Below are 18,915 nucleotides of genomic sequence, written 5' to 3' on the forward strand. Positions count from 1 at the left end.
GGCGGGCATGTTGTACGCGGGGCTGCCGGGCTGAAGCTGATCGATGAGCCACAGCCGCTGCTGGGCAAAGGAGAGCGGCAGCTCACCCGTGCGTGGCACCGGGACGAGTGGCGGCAATGCCAGCCCTCGGGCTTCCCTGCGACGGGTCTCCACCTGCCAGGCGAGTCGCGCGAGGGTGGGCGCGGAGAACAGCTCGCGCAGCGACAGCTCGACGCCGAAGAGCGAGCGGAGGCGGGAGACCACCTGGGTTGCTAGCAGGGAGTGGCCGCCCAGCTCGAAGAAGTTGTCGTTGGCACCGACTCGCGCGACGCCCAGTAACTGGGACCAGAGGTCCGCCAGCAGCGTCTCCGTCGGAGTGCGTGGCGCGAGGTACTCGGAGGCTGATGCCGTGTCGGGCGCGGGCAGGGCCTTGCGGTCCACCTTCCCGCTGGGCGTCAGCGGCAGGGCCTCCAGCGCGACGAAGGTGGCGGGCACCATGAACTCGGGCAGCCGCTCGGAGAGGAAGGTTCGCAGGGCCTGTGTGTCCAGGCTGGCTCCATCGGCGGGCACGACGTAGGCGACGAGCCGGTGGCCGGTGGCTCCGTCCTCTCGCACCAGGGCCACCGCGTCGCCGACGTCCGCATGGGCTCGCAGGGCGGATTCGATTTCGCCTGGCTCGATGCGGAAGCCGCGGAGCTTCACCTGGAAGTCGGTGCGGCCGAGGTAGTCGAGCGTGCCGTCGGGCTTCCAACGCACGAGATCGCCGGTGCGGTAGAGCCGCTCTCCTGTCATGCCGCTGAAGGCGTCCGGCACGAAGCGCTCGGCCGTCAATTCCGGGCGGTGCAGGTAGCCACGCGCCAGGCCGACGCCGCCGATGAAGAGCTCACCGGGCACACCGGTGGGCACCGGGCGCAGGTGCGCGTCGAGGACGTAGAGACGCACGTTGGCCAGGGGCTGGCCGATAGAGGGCTTCTTCCCGTCCGGCGTGCACTCGCTCATGGAGGCGCAGACGGTCGCCTCGGTGGGGCCATACGCATTGAGGAAGCGACGGCCCGGGGCCCACTTCATCACCAGCTCGGCGGAGCAGGCCTCGCCGGCGGAGATGACGGTGCGCAGCGAGTCCTGCCCTTGCGTCTCCATGACGGCGAGCGCGGTGGGCGGAAGGGTGGCGACGTGGACGTCGCGCGAGCGCAGCAACCTCGCCAGCGCGGGGCCGGGCATGCGCTCCTCACTGGAGGGCAGGAGGAGGGTGCCGCCGGAGAGGAGGGTGACGAAGACCTCGGAGACGGCGGCGTCGAAGCTGGGCGAGGCGAACTGGAGGACGCGCGTGCCAGGAGCAATGCCCATGGCGCGAGCCTGCTCCTGAACCAGGTTGGGCACGCCCCGGTGCGTCACCATGACGCCCTTGGGGCGGCCCGTGCTGCCGGAGGTGTAGATGACGTAGGCGAGGTGGTCCGCGAGCACTCCCGAGAGAGGTGCGGTCCCCGGCTGCTTCGCGATGCGCGACGCATCCGTGTCGAGCAGCACGCGCCGTTCGCCCCGTGAGGGCAGAGCGTCCGCCAGCCGTCGCTCGGTGAGGACGAGCGAGACGGACGCGTCCGCGAGCATGAAGCCCAGGCGCTCGGCCGGGTAGCTCGGGTCCAACGGGAGGAAGGCGCCGCCGGCCTTGAGAACGCCGAACATGGCGACCACGAGGTCGATGGAGCGCTCCAGGTGGAGCGCGATGAGGGTGTCGGGACCGATGCCCAGCGTGCGCAGATGATGGGCAAGCTGATTGGCGCGGGCGTCCAGCTCTCCGTAGCTGAGCAACGCATCGCCGTGGAGCAGCGCCGTGTCATCAGGCGTGCCGCGGGCCTGGGCCTCGAAGCGCTCGTGGACGATGGCACCGTCCGGGAAGGTCACGGGCTTGCCATTCCACCGCACCAGCACGCGCTGGCGCTCGGCGTCGTCCATCAGCGGCAGCTCGGACAGGCGCCGCTCCGGGTGCGCGGCGATGGCCTCCAGCAGCGTGTGGAAGTGCGCCAGCATCCGCGCCGCGGTCGCTTCATCGAACAGGTCCGTGCGGTAGACGAGCGCGGTGCGCAGACCCTGGGGCAGCTCGGTGGCCAGCAGCGACAGGTCCACCTGCGCGGCGCCGCTGTCCACGGGCTGCGCTTCCATCCGTAGCCCCGGTACCTCCAGTGGCGGCAGGGGCGCGTTCTGCAGGGTGAACATCACCTGGAACAGCGGCGTGACATCGAGCCGCCGCTCCGGCTTCAGCGCCTCCACCACCTTCTCGAAGGGCAGGTCCTGGTGGGCGAAGGCACCCAGCACCGTCTCGTGCGCGCGCCGCAGTAGCTCCAAGAAAGTCGGGTCGCCGGACAGGTCCGTGCGCAGTGCGAGCGTGTTGACGAAGAGTCCGATGAGGCCTTGGAGGTCGGCGCGGTTGCGGCCCGCCACGGGCGAGCCCACCACCACGTCGTCCTGGCCGCTGTAGCGGGACAGCAGCACCTGCCAGGCGGACAAAAGCAGCATGAAGAGGGTGCGGCCCTCACGGCGGGCCAGCGACTGGAGGGACTGGAGCAGCTCCGGTGGCAGCACCACCGTGAGGCGTGCGCCCCGATTGCTGGCGATGGATGCCCGGGGCCTGTCCGTGGGCAGCTCCAGCACGGCGCCCGGATTCAACCGCTGACGCCAGTAACCGAGCTGCGTGTCCAGCGTCTCACCCTGGAGCCAGTCGCGCTGCCACACGGCGAAGTCCACATACTGCAAGGGCAGCGGCGGCAGCGGAGAGGCGCGCCCCTCGGCGAGCGCGGAGTAGAGCGTGCCCAACTCCTTCACGAGCACGCCCATCGTCCAGCCGTCCGAGACGATGTGGTGGAGGTTGAGCAGCAGCAGGTGTTCGCGCGTGTCCCAGCGGTAGAGCACGGCGCGCAGCAGCGGCCCCTGCTCCAAGGCGAAGGGTAGTCTCGAGTCCTCGTGCAGCCGGCGCCACGCCTCCGCCTCCCCGCCGGGGACTTCCACGACGGGCAGCGGGACCTCGACCGAGGCGGCAATCCGCTGTGACACCCGGCCGTCCTGCTCGACGAAGGTGGTGCGCAGCGTCTCGTGCCGTTGCACCAGCTCCTGGAGGGCCCGATGCAGGACGTCGACGTTCAGCTCCCCGGACAGCCGCACGGCGCTCGGGACGCTGAGCGCGGCGCTGCCCGGCTCCAGCCGCTCCTGGAGCCACATCCGCTCCTGCGCGAAGGATACCGGGGCACGACGGGACGAACGGGCCTTGTCGCGCAGCAACTCGGCGAGTCGCGCGCGCTTCTGCTCGGGGGTGAGCGCCATGGAGTGCTCCGATGTGCGGAATGCAGACGACAGGCGTGAAACGCGCGTCTCCGCGCGGGTGGGCACGGCGGCCCACCCGGCGGAGCTCACTGCGTACGTTTCACGTGTCCCGGATGTTACAAAACCTCCCTCCCCGCGAGGAGGGAGGGCACGTCAGGCGACCTTGTTCGCGTCGCCTTCCACGTCGGCGCCCTCGGCGCCCTCCATCTCCGCCAGCAGCGCGGCGACCTGCTCGTCGGAGAGGTTGTCCAGGTTCTCCAGCAGCTGCCCGGCGCGGGCGTCGGCGGCGGGAGCCTTCTTCGGCGCGGGCGCGGCCTCGGGCAGCTCGTAGCCCAGGCGCGTGGCCAGGGCGCGGGTGGACGCGTCCAGCGCGCGCGGCCACTGGATGCGCTTCCACGAGTCGCTGCGCTCACCCTCGATGCGCGTGTGCTGGAGGATGTTCGGGTCGCCGAGGCCGCCCAGCATGCGCTCGCGCTTGCCGTCGTACGGCGACACCATGCTGTCGTCGTAGGGCAGCTCGAGGAAGTCGCTGACGCCCTTCATCACCCGCTCCGGCTCGGCCACCAGCTCCTCGTAGCGCACCCAGTGCACGCGCTCGGAGCCGATGCGCGAGTAGAAGTCGAGCAGGTTCTGGTTGGGCATGGCCCACACCGTCTCCGCGACGGCGTAGGGGTCCACGTCCGCCGAGCCGAAGAGGCTGGGACCGAAGAGCCGGTCGAAGCGCATGCGCACCAGCGACTCCATGACGGGCAGCGGGTGGCGGATGAGGAAGAGGTACTTCGGCTTGTCGAACATCTCCTCACCGCGCCACAGCGTCTCCGGGTCCATGGCGTACGGCGGCGTCTTGTCCACCAGCAGGCGCGGCGCGGACAGCTCCTGGAGCTGGCCATAGACGGACTGCGCGGAGGCGTTGTCCGCCACCAGCTTGTCGACGAAGGCCTGGCCCGCGACGGAGTCCAGCTTCTTCATCTCCATGAAGGCCCACAGCAGGCCCTTCTCGGTCCACTCCATCTCGTGGCCGAAGCCCACGTTCTGCTTCCACTCCTTCATCGTCTCGAAGAAGAGGAGGTTCAGCTCGGGCGGGCAGAACAGGCGAGGGTGGCCGGCGAGCATGACGCGGAAGAGCGTGGAGCCCGCGCGCGGCGTGGAGTGCACGAAGACCATGCTCGGGTTCTTCTTCGGCGCGCGCACCTTGGGGCCGGACGCCTGCCGGCGGTAGGGACGCAGCGAGAGGGCCGACAGCGGCAAATCCGTGGCGAAGCGCGCCGGGTCCGACTGGCGCTCCATCTCCGCCAGCAGGTAGCGCGACAGCTCCGGCAGCGAGGCGTGCTCGCGCAGCTCGTGCGGGTAGAGCTGGAACTTGAGCTCCTTCTTCAGGTCGAACTCCAGCTCGGAGCCGATGGCGTCCAGGTCCAGCCCCGCGAGGCTGCCGTTGGCGGGCAGGTCCTTCACCTCGCGCTTCGTCACCTTGGCCACCTTGCGGCGCAGCCAGTCCTCCAGGAGCGTCGGGCGCTCGGTGGGGAAGGCCGTGCGCAGGGCCTCGGCCAGGGGCTTCGTCGGCACGGCTTCACGCGCCGCCAGCTCCTTCGCGATGAGGCCGGAGAGGCCCGCCACGGTGGGGTTCTCGAAGAGGCTGCGCAGCGGCGGTTCCACCTTGAAGGTGGCCTGGAGCTGGTTGCGAAGCTGCGTGGCCAGCAGCGAGTGGCCGCCGAGGTCGAAGAAGTCGTCGTGCAGGCCCACCTCGGCCACGCCGAGCAGCTCGCTCCACAGCGCGGCCACCGCCTTCTCCAAATCCGTGCCCGGGGCGACGAAGGCCGTCTTGCCGCGGCGCACGCGGTTGGCGGCCTTCTTCTGCGGCGCGCCCGGGGCCTTCGCCTCGCGGTTGACCCACATGCGCACGCGCGGCTCCAGGTCGCCGGTGATGACCACCACCTGGCCGTCCAGGCCGGCCTGCACCACGCGGCGCAGGGCCTGGGTGCCTTCCGGAATGGTCATCGTGTACTGGTCCATCGCCGTGCGCAGCGAGGTGTGCTTCGTCTCCTCGGGCCACGGGTCCCACGAGGCGCTCACCCAGCGCGGCGACTCGAGGCCGCGCCGGCTCTCCGCGAAGGCGTCCAGGAACTGGTTGCCCGCCGCGTACGTGAAGTGCGCGAGACCGCCCAGCACCGAGGAGCTGGAGGAGAAGAGGAGCACGAAGTCCACCGCGTGTCCGCGCAGCGCCTCCTCCAGCGCGTAGGTGCCGTACACCTTGGGGCCGAACTGCGTCTCGGCGGCGTCGCGGCGCACGTCCGTCAGCGCCATGTACGGCGAGTCACCGCGGGTGACGCCCGCCGTGTGCAGCACGCCGTGAATCGCGCCGAAGCGGGCCTCCGCCTTCTGCACCGCGGCCTTCAGCTTCGCGGCGTCCGCCACGTCGGCGTCGAGCACCAGCACCTCGGCGCCCTTGGCCTCCAGCTCCTTCACGCGGCGGATGCGGCGGCTCGTGGTGTCGTCCTCGGCGTGGCTCGCGAGCCAGGCGTCCCAGGTGCTCCGTTCCGGCAGCGGGGTGCGGCCGAGCAGCGCCAGCTTCGCCTTGAACGTCTCCGCGAGGTGGTCCGCCAGCATGAGGCCCACCGCGCCCATGCCGCCGGTGATGAGGTACACGCCGCCCTCGCGCAGCGGGGCGATGGGGGCGCCCTTCGCGTCCAGCCGCACCGGGGTGTACGTCTGCACGTAGCGGCGGGTGCCGCGCAGCACCACCAGCAGCTCGGAGCCGCGCGCGCTGAACTCCGCCACCAGCGTCGCCGCCAGCCGCTCCGCGCGCGGGCTGTTCGGCACCGGCAGCTCCACCTCCACGCAGCGGGCGGTGACGTGCTGGATCTCCTGCGGAATCACCTTGCAGGCGGTGAGCAGCGGGGACTTCTCCGACAGCGCCTGACGCTCGCCGTCGAGGTCATGCAGCCGGTTGGACACCACCTCGACGCGCACCGGCCGCGTGCCCTTCGCGAGCGCCTGGCCCAGCGCGAGCAGGCTGTAGTAGCCGCCGTCCTGCACCTTGCGGAACAGCTCCGGACCCGTGCCCGTCACGTCCGGCGCGGTGAGGCTCCACAGGTGGACGACGACGTCCGCGGGCAGGCCCTGCTTCTCCAGGTCCTCGAAGACCGCCTGCAGGTCCGCCTTGCTGTCCTGCGCGGCCACGTAGTGACGCGCGTCCTCGCGGGCGTACGCCTTGCCCGCCTTCACGTGGATGACTTCACGGCCCTCGGCCTTCAGGCGGCGCGCCAGCGCCTCACCCATGCCGAGCCCGTCCTCCAGCAGCACCCAGACGCGCGACTTCGCCAGCGCCTCCGCGTCCAGCGCGGGCGGGGCGGCGGGCTTCCACGCGGGGACGTGGAACCAGTCCGCCACGTCGGCGGCCTTGCCCGACGGCGCGCGCGTCTGGGCCTGCGTGGTGGCGCCCTCGACGGCGTCAACCCAGTAGCGCTCGCGCTCGAAGGGGTAGCCCGGCAGCGGCAGGCGGCGGCGCTTCTGCGCGCTGTAGAGCCCCTTCCAGTCCACCGGCACGCCGGCCAGCCACAGCTCGCCCAGGGTGCCCATCAGCTTCGCGGCGTCGGACTCGGGCTTCTGCGGGTGGCGCGACGACGAGAGCACCGTGCGGCCGTTCGCCTCCGGCTGCGCCTTGGCGAGGCTGGCCAGCGTCTGGCCCGGGCCCACCTCCAGCAGCACGTCGGCGGAGTCCTTCATCAGCTCGCGCAGGCCCTGTGCGAAGCGCACCGGCTGACGCAGGTGGCGGGCCCAGTACGCGGGGTCCGTGGCCTGCGCGGCGTCAATCCACGTGCCCGTCACGTTGGACACGTACGGCAGCTTCGGCGCCTGGAGGCGCACGCGGCGCACCGCATCGGTGAAAGGCGCGAGGATGGAGTCCATCATCGCGGAGTGGAACGCGTGCGACGTGTGCAGCCGGCGCGCCTGCACGCCGCGCTCGGAGAGCTTCGCTTCCAGCGCGTCCACCGCCTCCGTGGGGCCGGCCACCACGCACATCGCCGGGCCGTTGACGGCCGCGAGGTCCAGCTTGCCCTCCAGGAGCGGCGTGACGTCGGCTTCCGTCAGCGGCACCGCGAGCATCGAGCCCGTCGGCAGCGACTGCATCAGCCGGCCACGCGCGGCCACCAGCGCCAGCGCGTCGTCCAGCGAGAAGACGCCCGCGAGGCAGGCGGCGACGTACTCGCCGATGCTGTGGCCCACCATGGCGCGCGGCTTCACGCCCCAGGCCATCCACAGCTTCGCCAGCGCGTACTCGATGACGAACAGCGCGGGCTGGGTGAGGGCGGTGCCCTCCAGCTTCTTCGTCGCCTCGGCCTCGCCGGCAGGGGTGGGGTAGAGGACGGTGCGCAAATCCAGCCCGAGGTGCGGCTTCAGCTTCTCCGCGCAGGTGTCCACCTCGGCGCGGAAGGCGGGCTCGCTGTCGTACAGCTCGCGCGCCATGTTGACGTGCTGCGCGCCCTGGCCGGGGAACATGAAGACCACCGGCCGGTCGCCCACCTCGCGCACGCCCGTGAGGGCACGGGAGGTCAGCCCCTCGGCGGCGTCCTGCGCGGTGCGGGCCACCAGCACGCGGCGGTGGTCGAAGTCCTTGCGGCCCATCTGGAGCGTGAAGGCCACGTCGGCGAGCGACGCACCCGGGTGCTCCTTCAGCCACGCCGCGAGGTTGTTCGTGGCCGTGTCGAGCGCGGCCTCGCTGCGGGCGGACAGCATCACGAGCTGCGCGGGACGCGAAGGACCGGAGGCCTCGGCCTTCGGGGCCTCCTCCAGGATGACGTGCGCGTTGGTGCCGCCGAAGCCGAACGAGCTGACACCCGCGCGCAGCGGGCCCTGGGCCGTCCAGTCCGTCAGCTTCGTGTTGACGGTGAACGGGCTGTTGGGGAAGTCGATTTGAGGGTTGGGCTGCGTGAAGTTCAGCATGGGCGGCAGCTTGCGGTGCTGGAGCTGCATCACCGTCTTGATGAAGCCCGCCATGCCCGCGGCCACGTCGAGGTGGCCCACGTTGCCCTTCGCCGTGCCCAGCTTGCAGAAGCCCTTCTTGTCCGTGCTCGCGCGCCACGCGTTGTTGAGCGCGAGGATTTCAATCGGGTCTCCCAGCGACGTGCCGGTGCCGTGGGCCTCCAGGTAGCTGATGGCGTCCGCGTCCAGGCCGGCGCACGCCAGCGCCTCCAGCAGCACGTCCGTCTGGCCCTCCACGCTGGGCGCGGTGAAGGACGCCTTGTGCGAGCCGTCGTTGTTCACCGCCGTGCCGCGCACGACGGCCAGGACGTTGTCGCCGTCCGCAATCGCGTCCTGCAGGCGCTTGAGCACCACCACGCCCGCGCCGCTGCCGAAGACGGTGCCCTCGGCCTTCGCGTCGAAGGGACGCACGTGGCCGTCCGGGGAGAGCATGCTGCCCGGCTCGTAGGTGTAGCCCGCGCGGTGCGGCACGTTGACGGCGGTGGCCGAGGCCAGGGCCATGCGGCACTCGCCCATCAGCAGGCTCTGGCAGGCGAGGTGGATGGCCACGAGCGACGTGGAGCACGCCGTCTGCACCATGGTGCTGGGGCCGGTGAGGTTGAGCTTGTACGAGACGCGCGTGGCCAGCGACGACATGTCGTTGCCCAGCTCCACCAGCAGCCTGTCCTGCGGCTGGAGCGCGGCGCGGTTGGCCAGCACGTGGAAGAGGTACGTGCTGGTGCGGGTGCCGGCGAAGACGGAGATGCGCTCGCCCGGGTGCTTGTCCGGGTCATAGCCCGCGTGCTCCAGCGCCTCCCAGGAGACCTCCAGCAGCAGGCGCTGCTGCGGGTCCATGACGCGCGCCTCCAGCGGCGTGTAGCCGAAGAAGCCCGCGTCGAAGTTCTCCACGCCGTTCAGCACGGGCGCCGCCTTCACGTAGCGGCTGTTGCCCAGCTCCTCGGCGGGCACGCCCGCGGCGCGCAGCTCGTCGTCGGTGAGCGGAACGATGGACTCCACGCCCGCGCACAGGTTCTTCCAGAACTGCTCCACGTCCTTCGCGCCAGGGAAACGGCCAGCCATGCCGATGACGGCAATGGCCAGTCCCTCGTAGGAGGACTCGTCGGTCTCGTTGATATCGGCCATGGTGATTTCTTTCAGAGGGGTGGGCGATGCGCGCGTGCCCGCGCTCGCGCTGCTATCGCTGCCTGCGGTGGAGCCACTGGTTGCGGCGGCTCAGTTCTTCCTTGCGCTTCGCCAGCTTCTCCGCGCGCTCGCGGGCCGCCGCGTCGCCCTCGCCCAGCAATTCCGCGAGCGAGCGCGCCGTGGGGCGCTGGTACAGGGTCGCGGCCGGCACCTCCACCTGGAGGGCCTGCCGGAGCTGGGCGGAGGCCTGCACCGCGAGGAGCGAGTCCGCGCCCAGCTCGAAGAAGTTGTCGTCGATGCCCAGCGGGTCGATGCCGAGCACGCCCTGGAGCACCGTGACGAGTGTTCGCTCCAGGTCATTGCGCGGCGCCACGTAGGCCGTGGACAGCGCGGGGCGCGGGTGGGCCTTGCGGCCGCCGGGCGTGGCCGAGGCCTGGGCCTGCGACGCGGACCGCACCGACTGCCGGCGCCGCGAGGCAAGGTCCGCCGTGCACACGGCGATGGGACCGCCCGTCGTGCCGGCAAGGATGCGGCGCGTGGCGTCCACGCCCTCGGCGGGCGTGAGCGCGAACTTCGCGAGCGCCCCCAGGGCGGCGGAGTCGTCCAGCTTCCACGCGTCCCAGCCCACGCTGTGCCAGGGCACGGTGCCTGTGTCGGTGCGGGCCTCCGCGAAGGCGTCCATGAAGGCGCTGGCCGCCGCGTTCGCCACCTGTCCCAGGCCGCCCAGCACCGAGGACAGCGACGACATGAGCAGCACGAAGTCCAGCCCGTCCGTGGGGAGGGCAGCGGCCAGTGCCTGGAGGCCTTTCACGCCGGGCTCGAAGTGCGCGGCGCGCTGCTCGGGGCCGAGGTCCTGGATGGCTCCCAGCATGGCGCCGCGCAGCCCGCTCGCCGCGTGGATGACGCCGTCGATGCGGCCGAAGCGCTCCTGCGCGCGAGCCACCGCACCCTGGAGCTGGGCCGCGTCCGTCGCGTCGACATCAAGCACCAGCACCGCGGCTCCGGCGGACTCCAGCGCCTGCGCGGCCTCCACCTTGCGGCGCGTGGCATCCGTGGGCTCGTGCGTGGCGAGCCACTGCGCCCACTCCTCGCGGGCGGGGAAGCCCGGGCCCTCCACCAGCGCGAGGCGCGCCTGGAGGGACTTCGCCAGGTCCAGGGCCAGCACGTGGCCCGGGCCCTCCAGGCCGTCGGTGATGAGGTACGTGCCCTGAATCCGCAGCGGCTGGCTGGACGCGGCGTCCTCGTGCAGCCGCACCTGCTCGAAGGTCTGCACCCAGCGCTGGCGCCCGCGCCAGGCGACCACCGGCTCCGCCGCGCCCCTGAAGAGCTCCGACAGCAGGTGGTCCGCCAGGGCGGCGGCGTCCTTGCTCCGGCCCGGAGCGGCCACGTCCACCAGCCGGCAGGTGAGGTGCGGGTACTCCTGGGGAATCACCCGGCAGGGGCCGAGCATCGCCGACAGCTCGGGCACCAGCGTGTCCGCGCGCTCCACGTTCGCGGCCCCGCTGGCCACCACGAACCACGGCTGCGGCTCCGTCTGGCCCTTCGCGCCCGTGGCCTGCGCGAGCGACAGGAGGCTGTGCAGGCCCGTGTCCAGCGCCACCTCGCGCAGCACGTTGCCCGCGTGGATGCCCCAGAGGTGGATGATGCCGCCGACGGCATGGCCCTGCTGTGCGAGCGCGTCCAGCAGCGCGACGTAGTCCTCGCGCCGCTTCGGGTCCACCGTGAAGCTGCCGTCGCTCAGGTGGGCGAAGCCCGTGCCGGGAACGACGCGCGCCACGGCGGGGCCCGCGCCCGTCAGCCTGGCGATGAGCGCGTCCCCGACGCCCGTGGTGTCCGCGAACACCAGCCAGCTGCGCACGCCCATCGTGGGGCCGGCGGCCTCCGCCGTGCGCGGCAGCGGCGCGCGCTTCCACGAGGGCACGTAGTACCAGTCGGCCGCGTCGGTCTTCTTCTCGGGCGACGCGGTGCTGGCCGTCGCCGTGGCGGAAGGACGCACGGCATTCAGGCCGGTGCCGGGGCGCGCATCAATCCAGTAGCGCTGCCGCTCGAAGGGGTAGGTGGGCAGCGGCAGCCGGCGGCGCTGCTCCTTCTTCGCGAAGCCCGCCCAGTCCGGGTGGACGCCGTTGAGCCACAGCCTGCCCAGCGCGGTGACGAGCACCGTCACGTCATCGGCGTTCGTCTCGCGCGGGTGCCGCGTGCAGGCGAGGGCCACGCGCGTGTCGGCGCCGGGCTGCTGCCGCGCGAGCGAGGTCAGCGTCGTGCCCGGCCCTACCTCCAGCAGCGCGAGCTGAGGCTTCTGCGCCAGCGCGCGCAGGCCCGCGTCGAAGCGCACCGCCTGCCGCAGGTGCTGGGCCCAGTACGCCGGGTCCGTGGCCTGCGCGGGCTCAATCCACGTGCCCGTCACGTTGGACAGGAACTGGAGCTTCGGCGGGTTGCGCTTCACCGCGCGCACCGCCTCCGTGAAGGCGGGAAGGATGGGGTCCATCATCGCGGAGTGGAACGCGTGCGACGTGTGCAGCTTCGACACGCCCACACCCATCGGCTCCAGCTTCGACTGGAGCGCGGCGATGGCCTCGGAAGGCCCGGCCACCACCGTGAGGCGCGGCCCGTTGACGGCGGCCAGCGACAGCTCCGGCGTCAGGTGCGGGCGCAGCTCGTCTTCGGAGAGCTGCACGCTCAGCATGGAGCCGGCCGGCAGCGACTGCATGAGCTGACCGCGCTTCGCCACCAGCGCGAGCGCGTCCTTCAGCTCGAAGACACCGGCGAGGCACGCGGCGACGTACTCGCCCACGCTGTGTCCCAGCATGGCCTGTGGCTTCACGCCCCAGGACATCCACAGGCGCGCCAGCGAGTACTCCACCGCGAACAGCGCCGGCTGCGTGAGGGCCGTCTGGCCCAGCTTCTTCGCAGCCTCCTCCGCGCCCGCCGCGTCCGGGTACAGCACCGTGCGCAAGTCGAGCCCCAGGTGCGGGAGCAGGTGCGTCGCGCACGCATCCAGGTGCTCGCGGAAGACGGGCTCGGCGTCATACAGCCCGCGCGCCATGCCCACGTATTGCGAGCCCTGACCCGGGAAGAGGAACGCCACCGGCCGGTCCTGCACCTGCGGCGCGTCCGTCAGGCAGCGCGGCGTGCCCTCGGCCTCGAGCGCGGCGAGCGCGTCGTCGCGGTCCGTGCACACCAACGCGCGGCGGTGCGACATGGGCTGCCGCCCCACCTGGAGCGTGTATGCCACGTCCGCGAGCGACTGCTCCGGGTGCGCGCGCAGGTGCTTCGCCAGCCGCCGCGTCGCGGAGTCCAACGCGGTGGCCGAGCGGGCCGACAGCACCAGCGCCTGCGCCTTCCGCGACGGGCCGGACGCGGGCAGGGCAGGGGCCTCCTGCAGGACGATGTGCGCGTTGGTTCCGCCCACGCCGAAGGAGCTGACGCCCGCGCGGCGCGGGTGCTTCGGGTGCGCGGGCCACGGCTCCAGCTTCGCGCTGACGTAGAAGGGCGTGCTGTCGAAGTCGATTTCCGGGCTGGGCTGCTCGAAGTGGAGGCTGGGCACCAGCTCGCGGTGCTCCAGCGACATCACCGCCTTGATGAGGCTGGACACTCCGGCCGCGTTCGCCAGGTGGCCGATGTTCGACTTCACCGAGCCGATGGGAATCTTGCGCGCATTCGCGGTCGGAGCCGCGGCCGCCGCGCTGGCCTTGCGAGGACGGAAGGCCTTGGTGAGCGCGCGCACTTCGATGGGGTCGCCCATCTTCGTGCCGGTGCCGTGCGCCTCCACGTAGCCGATGCTCTCCGGCTCCACGCCCGCGGCGCCCAGGGCCTCGCTGATGACGGCGGCCTGGCCCTCGACGCTCGGCGCGGTGAAGCCCACCTTCATCGAGCCGTCGTTGTTGATGGCCGTGCCCTTGATGACGGCGTGGATGAAGTCGCCGTCCTCCAGCGCGTCCTTGAGGCGCTTGAGCACCACCACGCCCGCGCCGCTGCCGAACACCGTGCCCTCCGCCTTCGCGTCGAAGGCGCGGCAGTGCCCGTCCGGCGAGACGATGCCGCCGGGCAGGTAGCGGTAGCCCTCCGGGTGCTTCACGTGCACGGACACGCCGCCAGCCAGGGCGATGTCACACTCCTCGTTGAGGAGGCTCTGGACGGCGACGTGCGTGGCCACCAGCGACGTGGAGCACGCGCTGGAGATGGAGTAGCTGGGCCCGCGCAGGTTGAACTTGTACGCGACGCGGGTGCCCAGGAAGTCGGCGCCGTTGGCGACGTCGATTTGGACCTGGTCCAGCATGCTGAGCTGGTCCGCGTTGGGCACCAGGTTGTGCAGCAGGTACGTGTTCGTCGGCGCGCCGCCGAAGACGCCGATGATGCCCTTGAAGTTCTCGGGCGCGTAGCCCGCGCGCTCCAGCGCCTCCCAGCAGCACTCCAGGAAGACGCGGTGCTGCGGGTCCATCAGCTCCGCCTCGCGGGGCGTGTAGCCGAAGAAGCCCGCGTCGAAGAGCTCCATGCCCTCCAGCGCCGCGGACGCCTTCACCCACGACGGGTCCTTCCGCAGGGATGCGTCCACGCCCAGCGCTTCCAGCTCCGCGTCCGGTACGGCGCGGATGGACTCCACGCCGTTGCGCAGGTTCTGCCAGAAGGCGTCGAGGTCGGGCGCTCCGGGGAAGCGCCCGGTCATGCCGATGATGGCGATGTCCTGCTCGTCGGCGGCGATGTCGGTAGGCATGGGTACTGACTTTTCGGAAAGAGGGTCCGTCGGGTTGTTACGGCTCAGGTCTCTTCTTCGGATGCATCCTCGGAGGACTCACTCCGGCGGGCGCGGCGGGCGCGGCGGCGCGCACCCCGGTCCATGCTGGTGTCCTCATCCTCCGCGGGCGCCGCGTCGGGCGGCAGGGTGGCCGCCTTGATGAGCTTCGCCAGCGCGTGCACCGTCGGTCCCTCGTAGAGGCTGACGGCGGGGATGGAGACGCCGAACTTCTCGCGCACGCGGGCGATGAGCTTCACGCCCACCAGCGAGTTGCCGCCCAGCTCGAAGAAGCTGTCGTGCACGCCCACCTGGGAGATGCCGAGCGTGGCCTCCCACAGGCGGGCAATCGTCTCCTCCAGCTCGTCGCGCGGCGCCACGTACGGGTTCTGCAGCGTGGGGCGCGGGGTGCGGTCCTCCGCTCCGGCGTCCTGTTGCACCAGCGCGCCCTGGGGCTTCTCCGCCTTCGCGGCCTCCTGCTCCGGACGCGTCCAGCGCGCGGCGCGAGCGGAGAGGGAGCTGGTGGACACCGCCACGTGGCCCACCGGGCCCAGCGCGAGCAGGTGCTCGAAGGCCTGCGCGCCCTCGTCCGCGGAGATGGCCAGCGCGCCGAACGGCGTGGCCGCCGCCAGCGCCGAGGACGAGCCCTCCTCGAAGCGCCACGCGTCCCAGCCCACGCTCGTCCACGGCACCGGGGACTCCTGCGTGTGCTTCGCGGCGAAGGCGTCCATGAAGCCCGTGGCCGCCGTGTACGAGGCCAGCCCCAGGCCGCCCAGCACCGCCGCCAGCGACGAGGCGAGGTGGACGAAGTCCAGCGTCCGGCCCGCCAGCGCCTCCTCCAGCGCATAGACGCCCTGGATGCGGCTGCGGAAGTGGTTGCGCACGTCCTCGGGGCGCGTGTCCGGAATGGCGCGGAAGAGCGCCGGGTCCACGTCGCCCGCCGCGTACACCACTCCGTTCAGCGTGCCGAAGCGCGAGACCGCCGCGTCCACGGCCGCCTTGAGCTGCGCGCGGTCACCGACGTCCGCGGCGACTACATGCACCTCGGCGCCCTGCGCCTCCAGCGCGCGCACCTTCTGGATGCGGCGGCTGACCGGGTCCGCCTCACCGTGCGAGGCGAGCCACGCGTCCCAGCCGGAGCGCTCCGGCAGCGCGGTGCGGCTGGCCAGCACCAGCTTCGCCTTCACCTTGCCAGCCAGCGCCTTCGCATGCGCGGTACCCAGCGTGCCGAAGCCGCCGAGGAGCAGGTACACGCCCCCCTCGCGCAGCGGCAGGGACTCCGGCTTCACCGCCTGGCGCGGCACGGGCTCGAAGGACTGCACGTGGCGCTGACCACCGCGGTACGCGACGGCGGCCTCCGCGCGCGAAGCAGCGGCGCACTCGGCGAGCAGCGCCTCCGCCAGCGCGCCCTCCTGCCAGCTCCCCGCCTTCGGCAGGACGACGTCCACCGAGCGGCAGGACAGGTGCGGGTACTCCTGCGGAATCACGCGGCAGGGGCCGAGCACCGTGGCCCACTCCGGACGAGGCTCCTCGCCCGCGAGCGCCTGCATGCGGTGCGTGACGGCCACCACCGACACCGTCTTTGCGCCGCCCTGACGGCCGAGCGCCTGCGCGAGGTGGAGCAGGCTGGAGAAGCCCCGCTCCAGCACCGAGTCGAGCGCCGCCTCACCGGAGGCGCCCTCCGGCTCCGCGCTCCACAGGTGGAGGATGCGGTCCGGCGCGAGGCCCTGCGCGGTCAGCGTCTCCAGCAGCGACGCGTAGCCGGCGGCGTCCTTCGGGTCCACCGTCCACTGGCGCGAGGCCACCTGCGCGGTGCGCGGGCCCGGCGTGAGGGTGATGACGTCCTGGCCCACGTCGGCCAGCTTCTTCGCCACCTGCGCGCCCAGGCCGTCCGGGCCCGGCGTGAAGAGCCACCAGCAGGCCTTCGTCTTCGCCCACTCACCCGAGGCGAGCGGCAGTGTGCGCTTCCACGTGGGCAGGTAGAACCAGCGCGACACGTCCAGCTTCTGGTCCGCGCCCGCGCTCTCGTCCACGGGGGCCGCGGCCGCCGGGGAGTGCGAGGCCTTCTTCGGCTCCACCCAGAACTTCTGCCGCTCGAAGGGCGAGGTGGGCAGGGGGATGCGGCGGCGGCGCTCGCCGTCGATGAAGGCATCCCAGTCCGGCTCCACGCCCGCGAGCCACAGCCGGCCGAGGGCGCCGAGGAAGAAGTCCACGTCCGCGTGGCTCTCCTTCGGGTGGCGCAATGAGGTCACGAAGGCGTGATGCGCGCCCTTCGCCGGGTGCTGGCGCGACAGCGTGGCCAGCGTGTTGCCGGGGCCCACCTCGAGGAGGATGGCGTCCGCGTCCTTCAGCAACTCGCCCACACCGTCCGCGAAGCGCACCGCACCGCGCAGGTGCTTCGCCCAGTAGTCCGGGCTGGTGGCCTCCTCGGTGGTAATCCACTGGCCCGTCACGTTGGACAGGTAGGGCACCTGCGGCGCGTTGCGCTTCACCTTGCGCACGGCCTCGCGGAAGGCGTCCAGGATGGGGTCCATCATGGACGAGTGGAACGCGTGCGACGTGTGCAGCCGCGTGGTGGGCACGTCCCGCGCCGCGAGCTGCGCCGCGAAGGCCTCCACCGCGTCCACCGGACCGGCGACCACGCAGGTGCTGGGGCTGTTCACCGCCGCCACCGACAGCGTAGGCGGCAGCAGGCCCGTCACCTCGGACTCCGGCAGCGACACGGCCAGCATGGTGCCGGCGGGCATGCCCTGCATCAGCCGGCCGCGCGCGGCCACCAGCGCCAGCGCGTCGTCGAGCGAGAAGACGCCCGCGAGGCACGCGGCCACGTACTCACCGATGCTGTGACCCAGCATGGCGCGCGGCTTCACGCCCCACGCCATGAAGCGGCGGGCCAGCGCGTACTCGATGACGAAGAGGGCGGGCTGCGTGAGGGCCGTCTGCTTCAGGCGCTCGGCCGCGGCCTCCTGCTGGCCCGCGGGCGGGTAGAGCACCGTGCGCAAGTCCAGCCCGAGGTGCGGCTTCAGCTTCTCCGCGCACGCGTCCACGTCGGCACGGAAGCCGGCTTCCGTCTCATAGAGCTGCCGGCCCATGTCCACGTACTGCGAGCCCTGGCCGGAGAAGAGGAACATGACCGGCCGGCCCGCGGAGTCCGACGCGCCGGAGAGCACGCGCTGCGGCTCACGCGAGGACAGCACCTCCACCGCGTCCGCCACCGTGCGAGCCACCACCGCGCGCCGCTTGCCGAAGCGCTTGCGGCCCACCTGGAGCGTGAAGGCCACGTCCGCCAGCGAGACGTCCGGGTTCTCCTTCAGGTGCGAGACGAGCCGGTCCGTCGCCAGCTCCAGCGCGGTATCCGTGCGCGCGGACAGGAGCAGCAGTTGCGCCGGGCGGCGCGGCTTGTCCGTGGGAGGCAGCGGCGGGGCCTCCTCCAGCACGGCGTGCGCGTTGGTGCCACCCATGCCCAGCGAGCTGACGCCCGCGCGGCGGGGCGTGGCGCCTGCCGGCCAGTCGCGCAGCTGCGTGTTCACGAAGAAGGGGCTGTTGGCGAAGTCGATGGCCGGGTTGGGCGTGTCGTAGTTGAGGTGCGGCACCAGCTTCTTGTGGTGCAGCAGCAGCGCCGTCTTCATGAAGCCCACCGCGCCCGCGGCGGAGTCCAGGTGGCCGATGTTCGTCTTCGCCGAGCCCAGCGCGCAGAACTGCTTCGCGTCCGTACCCTGGCGGAAGGCCTGCGTCAGCGCGGCGACTTCAATCGGGTCACCCACCTGCGTGGCGGTGCCGTGCGCCTCCACGTAGCCGATGGTGTCCGGCGACACGCCCGCCACCGCCTGCGCGAGCGCAATGGCCTCCGCGTGGCCGTCCACGCTGGGGGCCATGTAGCTGACCTTGTTCGAGCCGTCGTTGTTGCACGCCGAGCCCTTCACCACCGCGTAGATGGTGTCGCCGTCGCGCACCGCGTCTTCCAGGCGCTTCAGCATGATGACGGCCGCGCCGTGGCCCGCGACGAAGCCCTGCGCCTTGGCGTCGAAGGTGTGGCAGTGGCCGTCCGGAGCCGTGGTGCCGCCCTCGTAGTAGAGGTAGCCCGCCTTCTCCGGGAAGTGGATGGACACGCCGCCGGCCAGCGCCGCGTCGCACTCGTACGCCAGCAGACTCTGACAGGCGAAGTGGATGCACGTGAGCGAGGTGGACGAGGACGACTGCACGGTGACGGCCGGGCCCTTGAGGTTGAGCCGGTAGGCCACCTCCGTGGTGAGGCTGTCCTTGTCGTTGCCGATGGAGGCCTGGAGGCTCTCCAGTGACGCGACGTGGGCCAGGTGCGCGTAGATGTTGTTGAGCAGGTACGTGTTCATGCTCATGCCGCCGAACACGCCCACGCGGCCGGGCTGGCGCTCCGGGCTGTAGCCCGCGCCCTCCATGGCCTCCCACGCGCACTCCAGGAAGACGCGGTGCTGCGGGTCCATCAACGCCGCCTCGCGCGGGTTGAGGCCGAAGAAGGCCGCGTCGAACATCTCCGCGTCGCCGAGCACGCCGCCCGCCTTCACGTAGTTGGGCGCCTTCACAATCGCCGGGTCGATGCCCTCGGCGATGAGCTCCTCCTCGGTGAAGAAGGAGATGGTCTCCTTGCCGCCGGTGAGGTTCTTCCAGAACTCGGCCACCGTCTTCGCGCCCGGTAGCCGTGCCCCCATGCCGATGACGGCAATGCCCTCCAAGCCCCCGCCCTCATTCTCGTTCTCGGTGCTCATTGAAGTCGTCGTCCCTGCTGGCCGCCCCAAGCGGCCTGGAAGTCTTTG

The 18,915-nt window shown here is 71.8% G+C and carries 4 protein-coding genes (1 of these 4 cut by a window edge); all 4 read right to left on the reverse strand.

Annotation, left to right across the window (positions count from 1 at the left end; translation table 11 throughout):
* Positions 1–3,294: the 5' portion of a non-ribosomal peptide synthetase gene (locus tag ACVTJA_RS15395; protein ID WP_465837126.1), read on the reverse strand. 24,336 nt of this gene lie to the left of the window's left edge; the window shows 3,294 of its 27,630 coding nt (coding positions 1–3,294); its start codon is at positions 3,292–3,294; its stop codon lies beyond the left edge, outside the window.
* A gap of 153 nt (positions 3,295–3,447) precedes the next feature.
* Positions 3,448–9,396: an SDR family oxidoreductase gene (locus tag ACVTJA_RS15400; RefSeq protein WP_465837127.1), complete on the reverse strand. Its 5,949-nt coding sequence runs from the start codon at positions 9,394–9,396 to the stop codon at positions 3,448–3,450.
* 52 nt (positions 9,397–9,448) lie between these two features.
* Complete coding sequence (locus ACVTJA_RS15405; protein WP_465837128.1) at positions 9,449–14,107, reverse strand: type I polyketide synthase; 4,659 nt, start codon at positions 14,105–14,107, stop codon at positions 9,449–9,451.
* Between the two features lie 44 nt (positions 14,108–14,151).
* Positions 14,152–18,867: a type I polyketide synthase gene (locus ACVTJA_RS15410; protein ID WP_465837129.1), complete on the reverse strand. Its 4,716-nt coding sequence runs from the start codon at positions 18,865–18,867 to the stop codon at positions 14,152–14,154.
* Positions 18,868–18,915: the final 48 nt, after the last annotated feature.

This window comes from Pyxidicoccus sp. M6 (assembly GCF_055568925.1).

Excerpts from the sequence above, each read along its gene's own strand:
- ACVTJA_RS15410 (WP_465837129.1), bottom strand. The coding sequence starts at position 18,867 with ATGAGCACCGAGAACGAGAATGAGGGCGGGGGCTTGGAGGGCATTGCC.
- ACVTJA_RS15400 (WP_465837127.1), bottom strand. The coding sequence starts at position 9,396 with ATGGCCGATATCAACGAGACCGACGAGTCCTCCTACGAGGGACTGGCC.
- ACVTJA_RS15405 (WP_465837128.1), bottom strand. The coding sequence starts at position 14,107 with ATGCCTACCGACATCGCCGCCGACGAGCAGGACATCGCCATCATCGGC.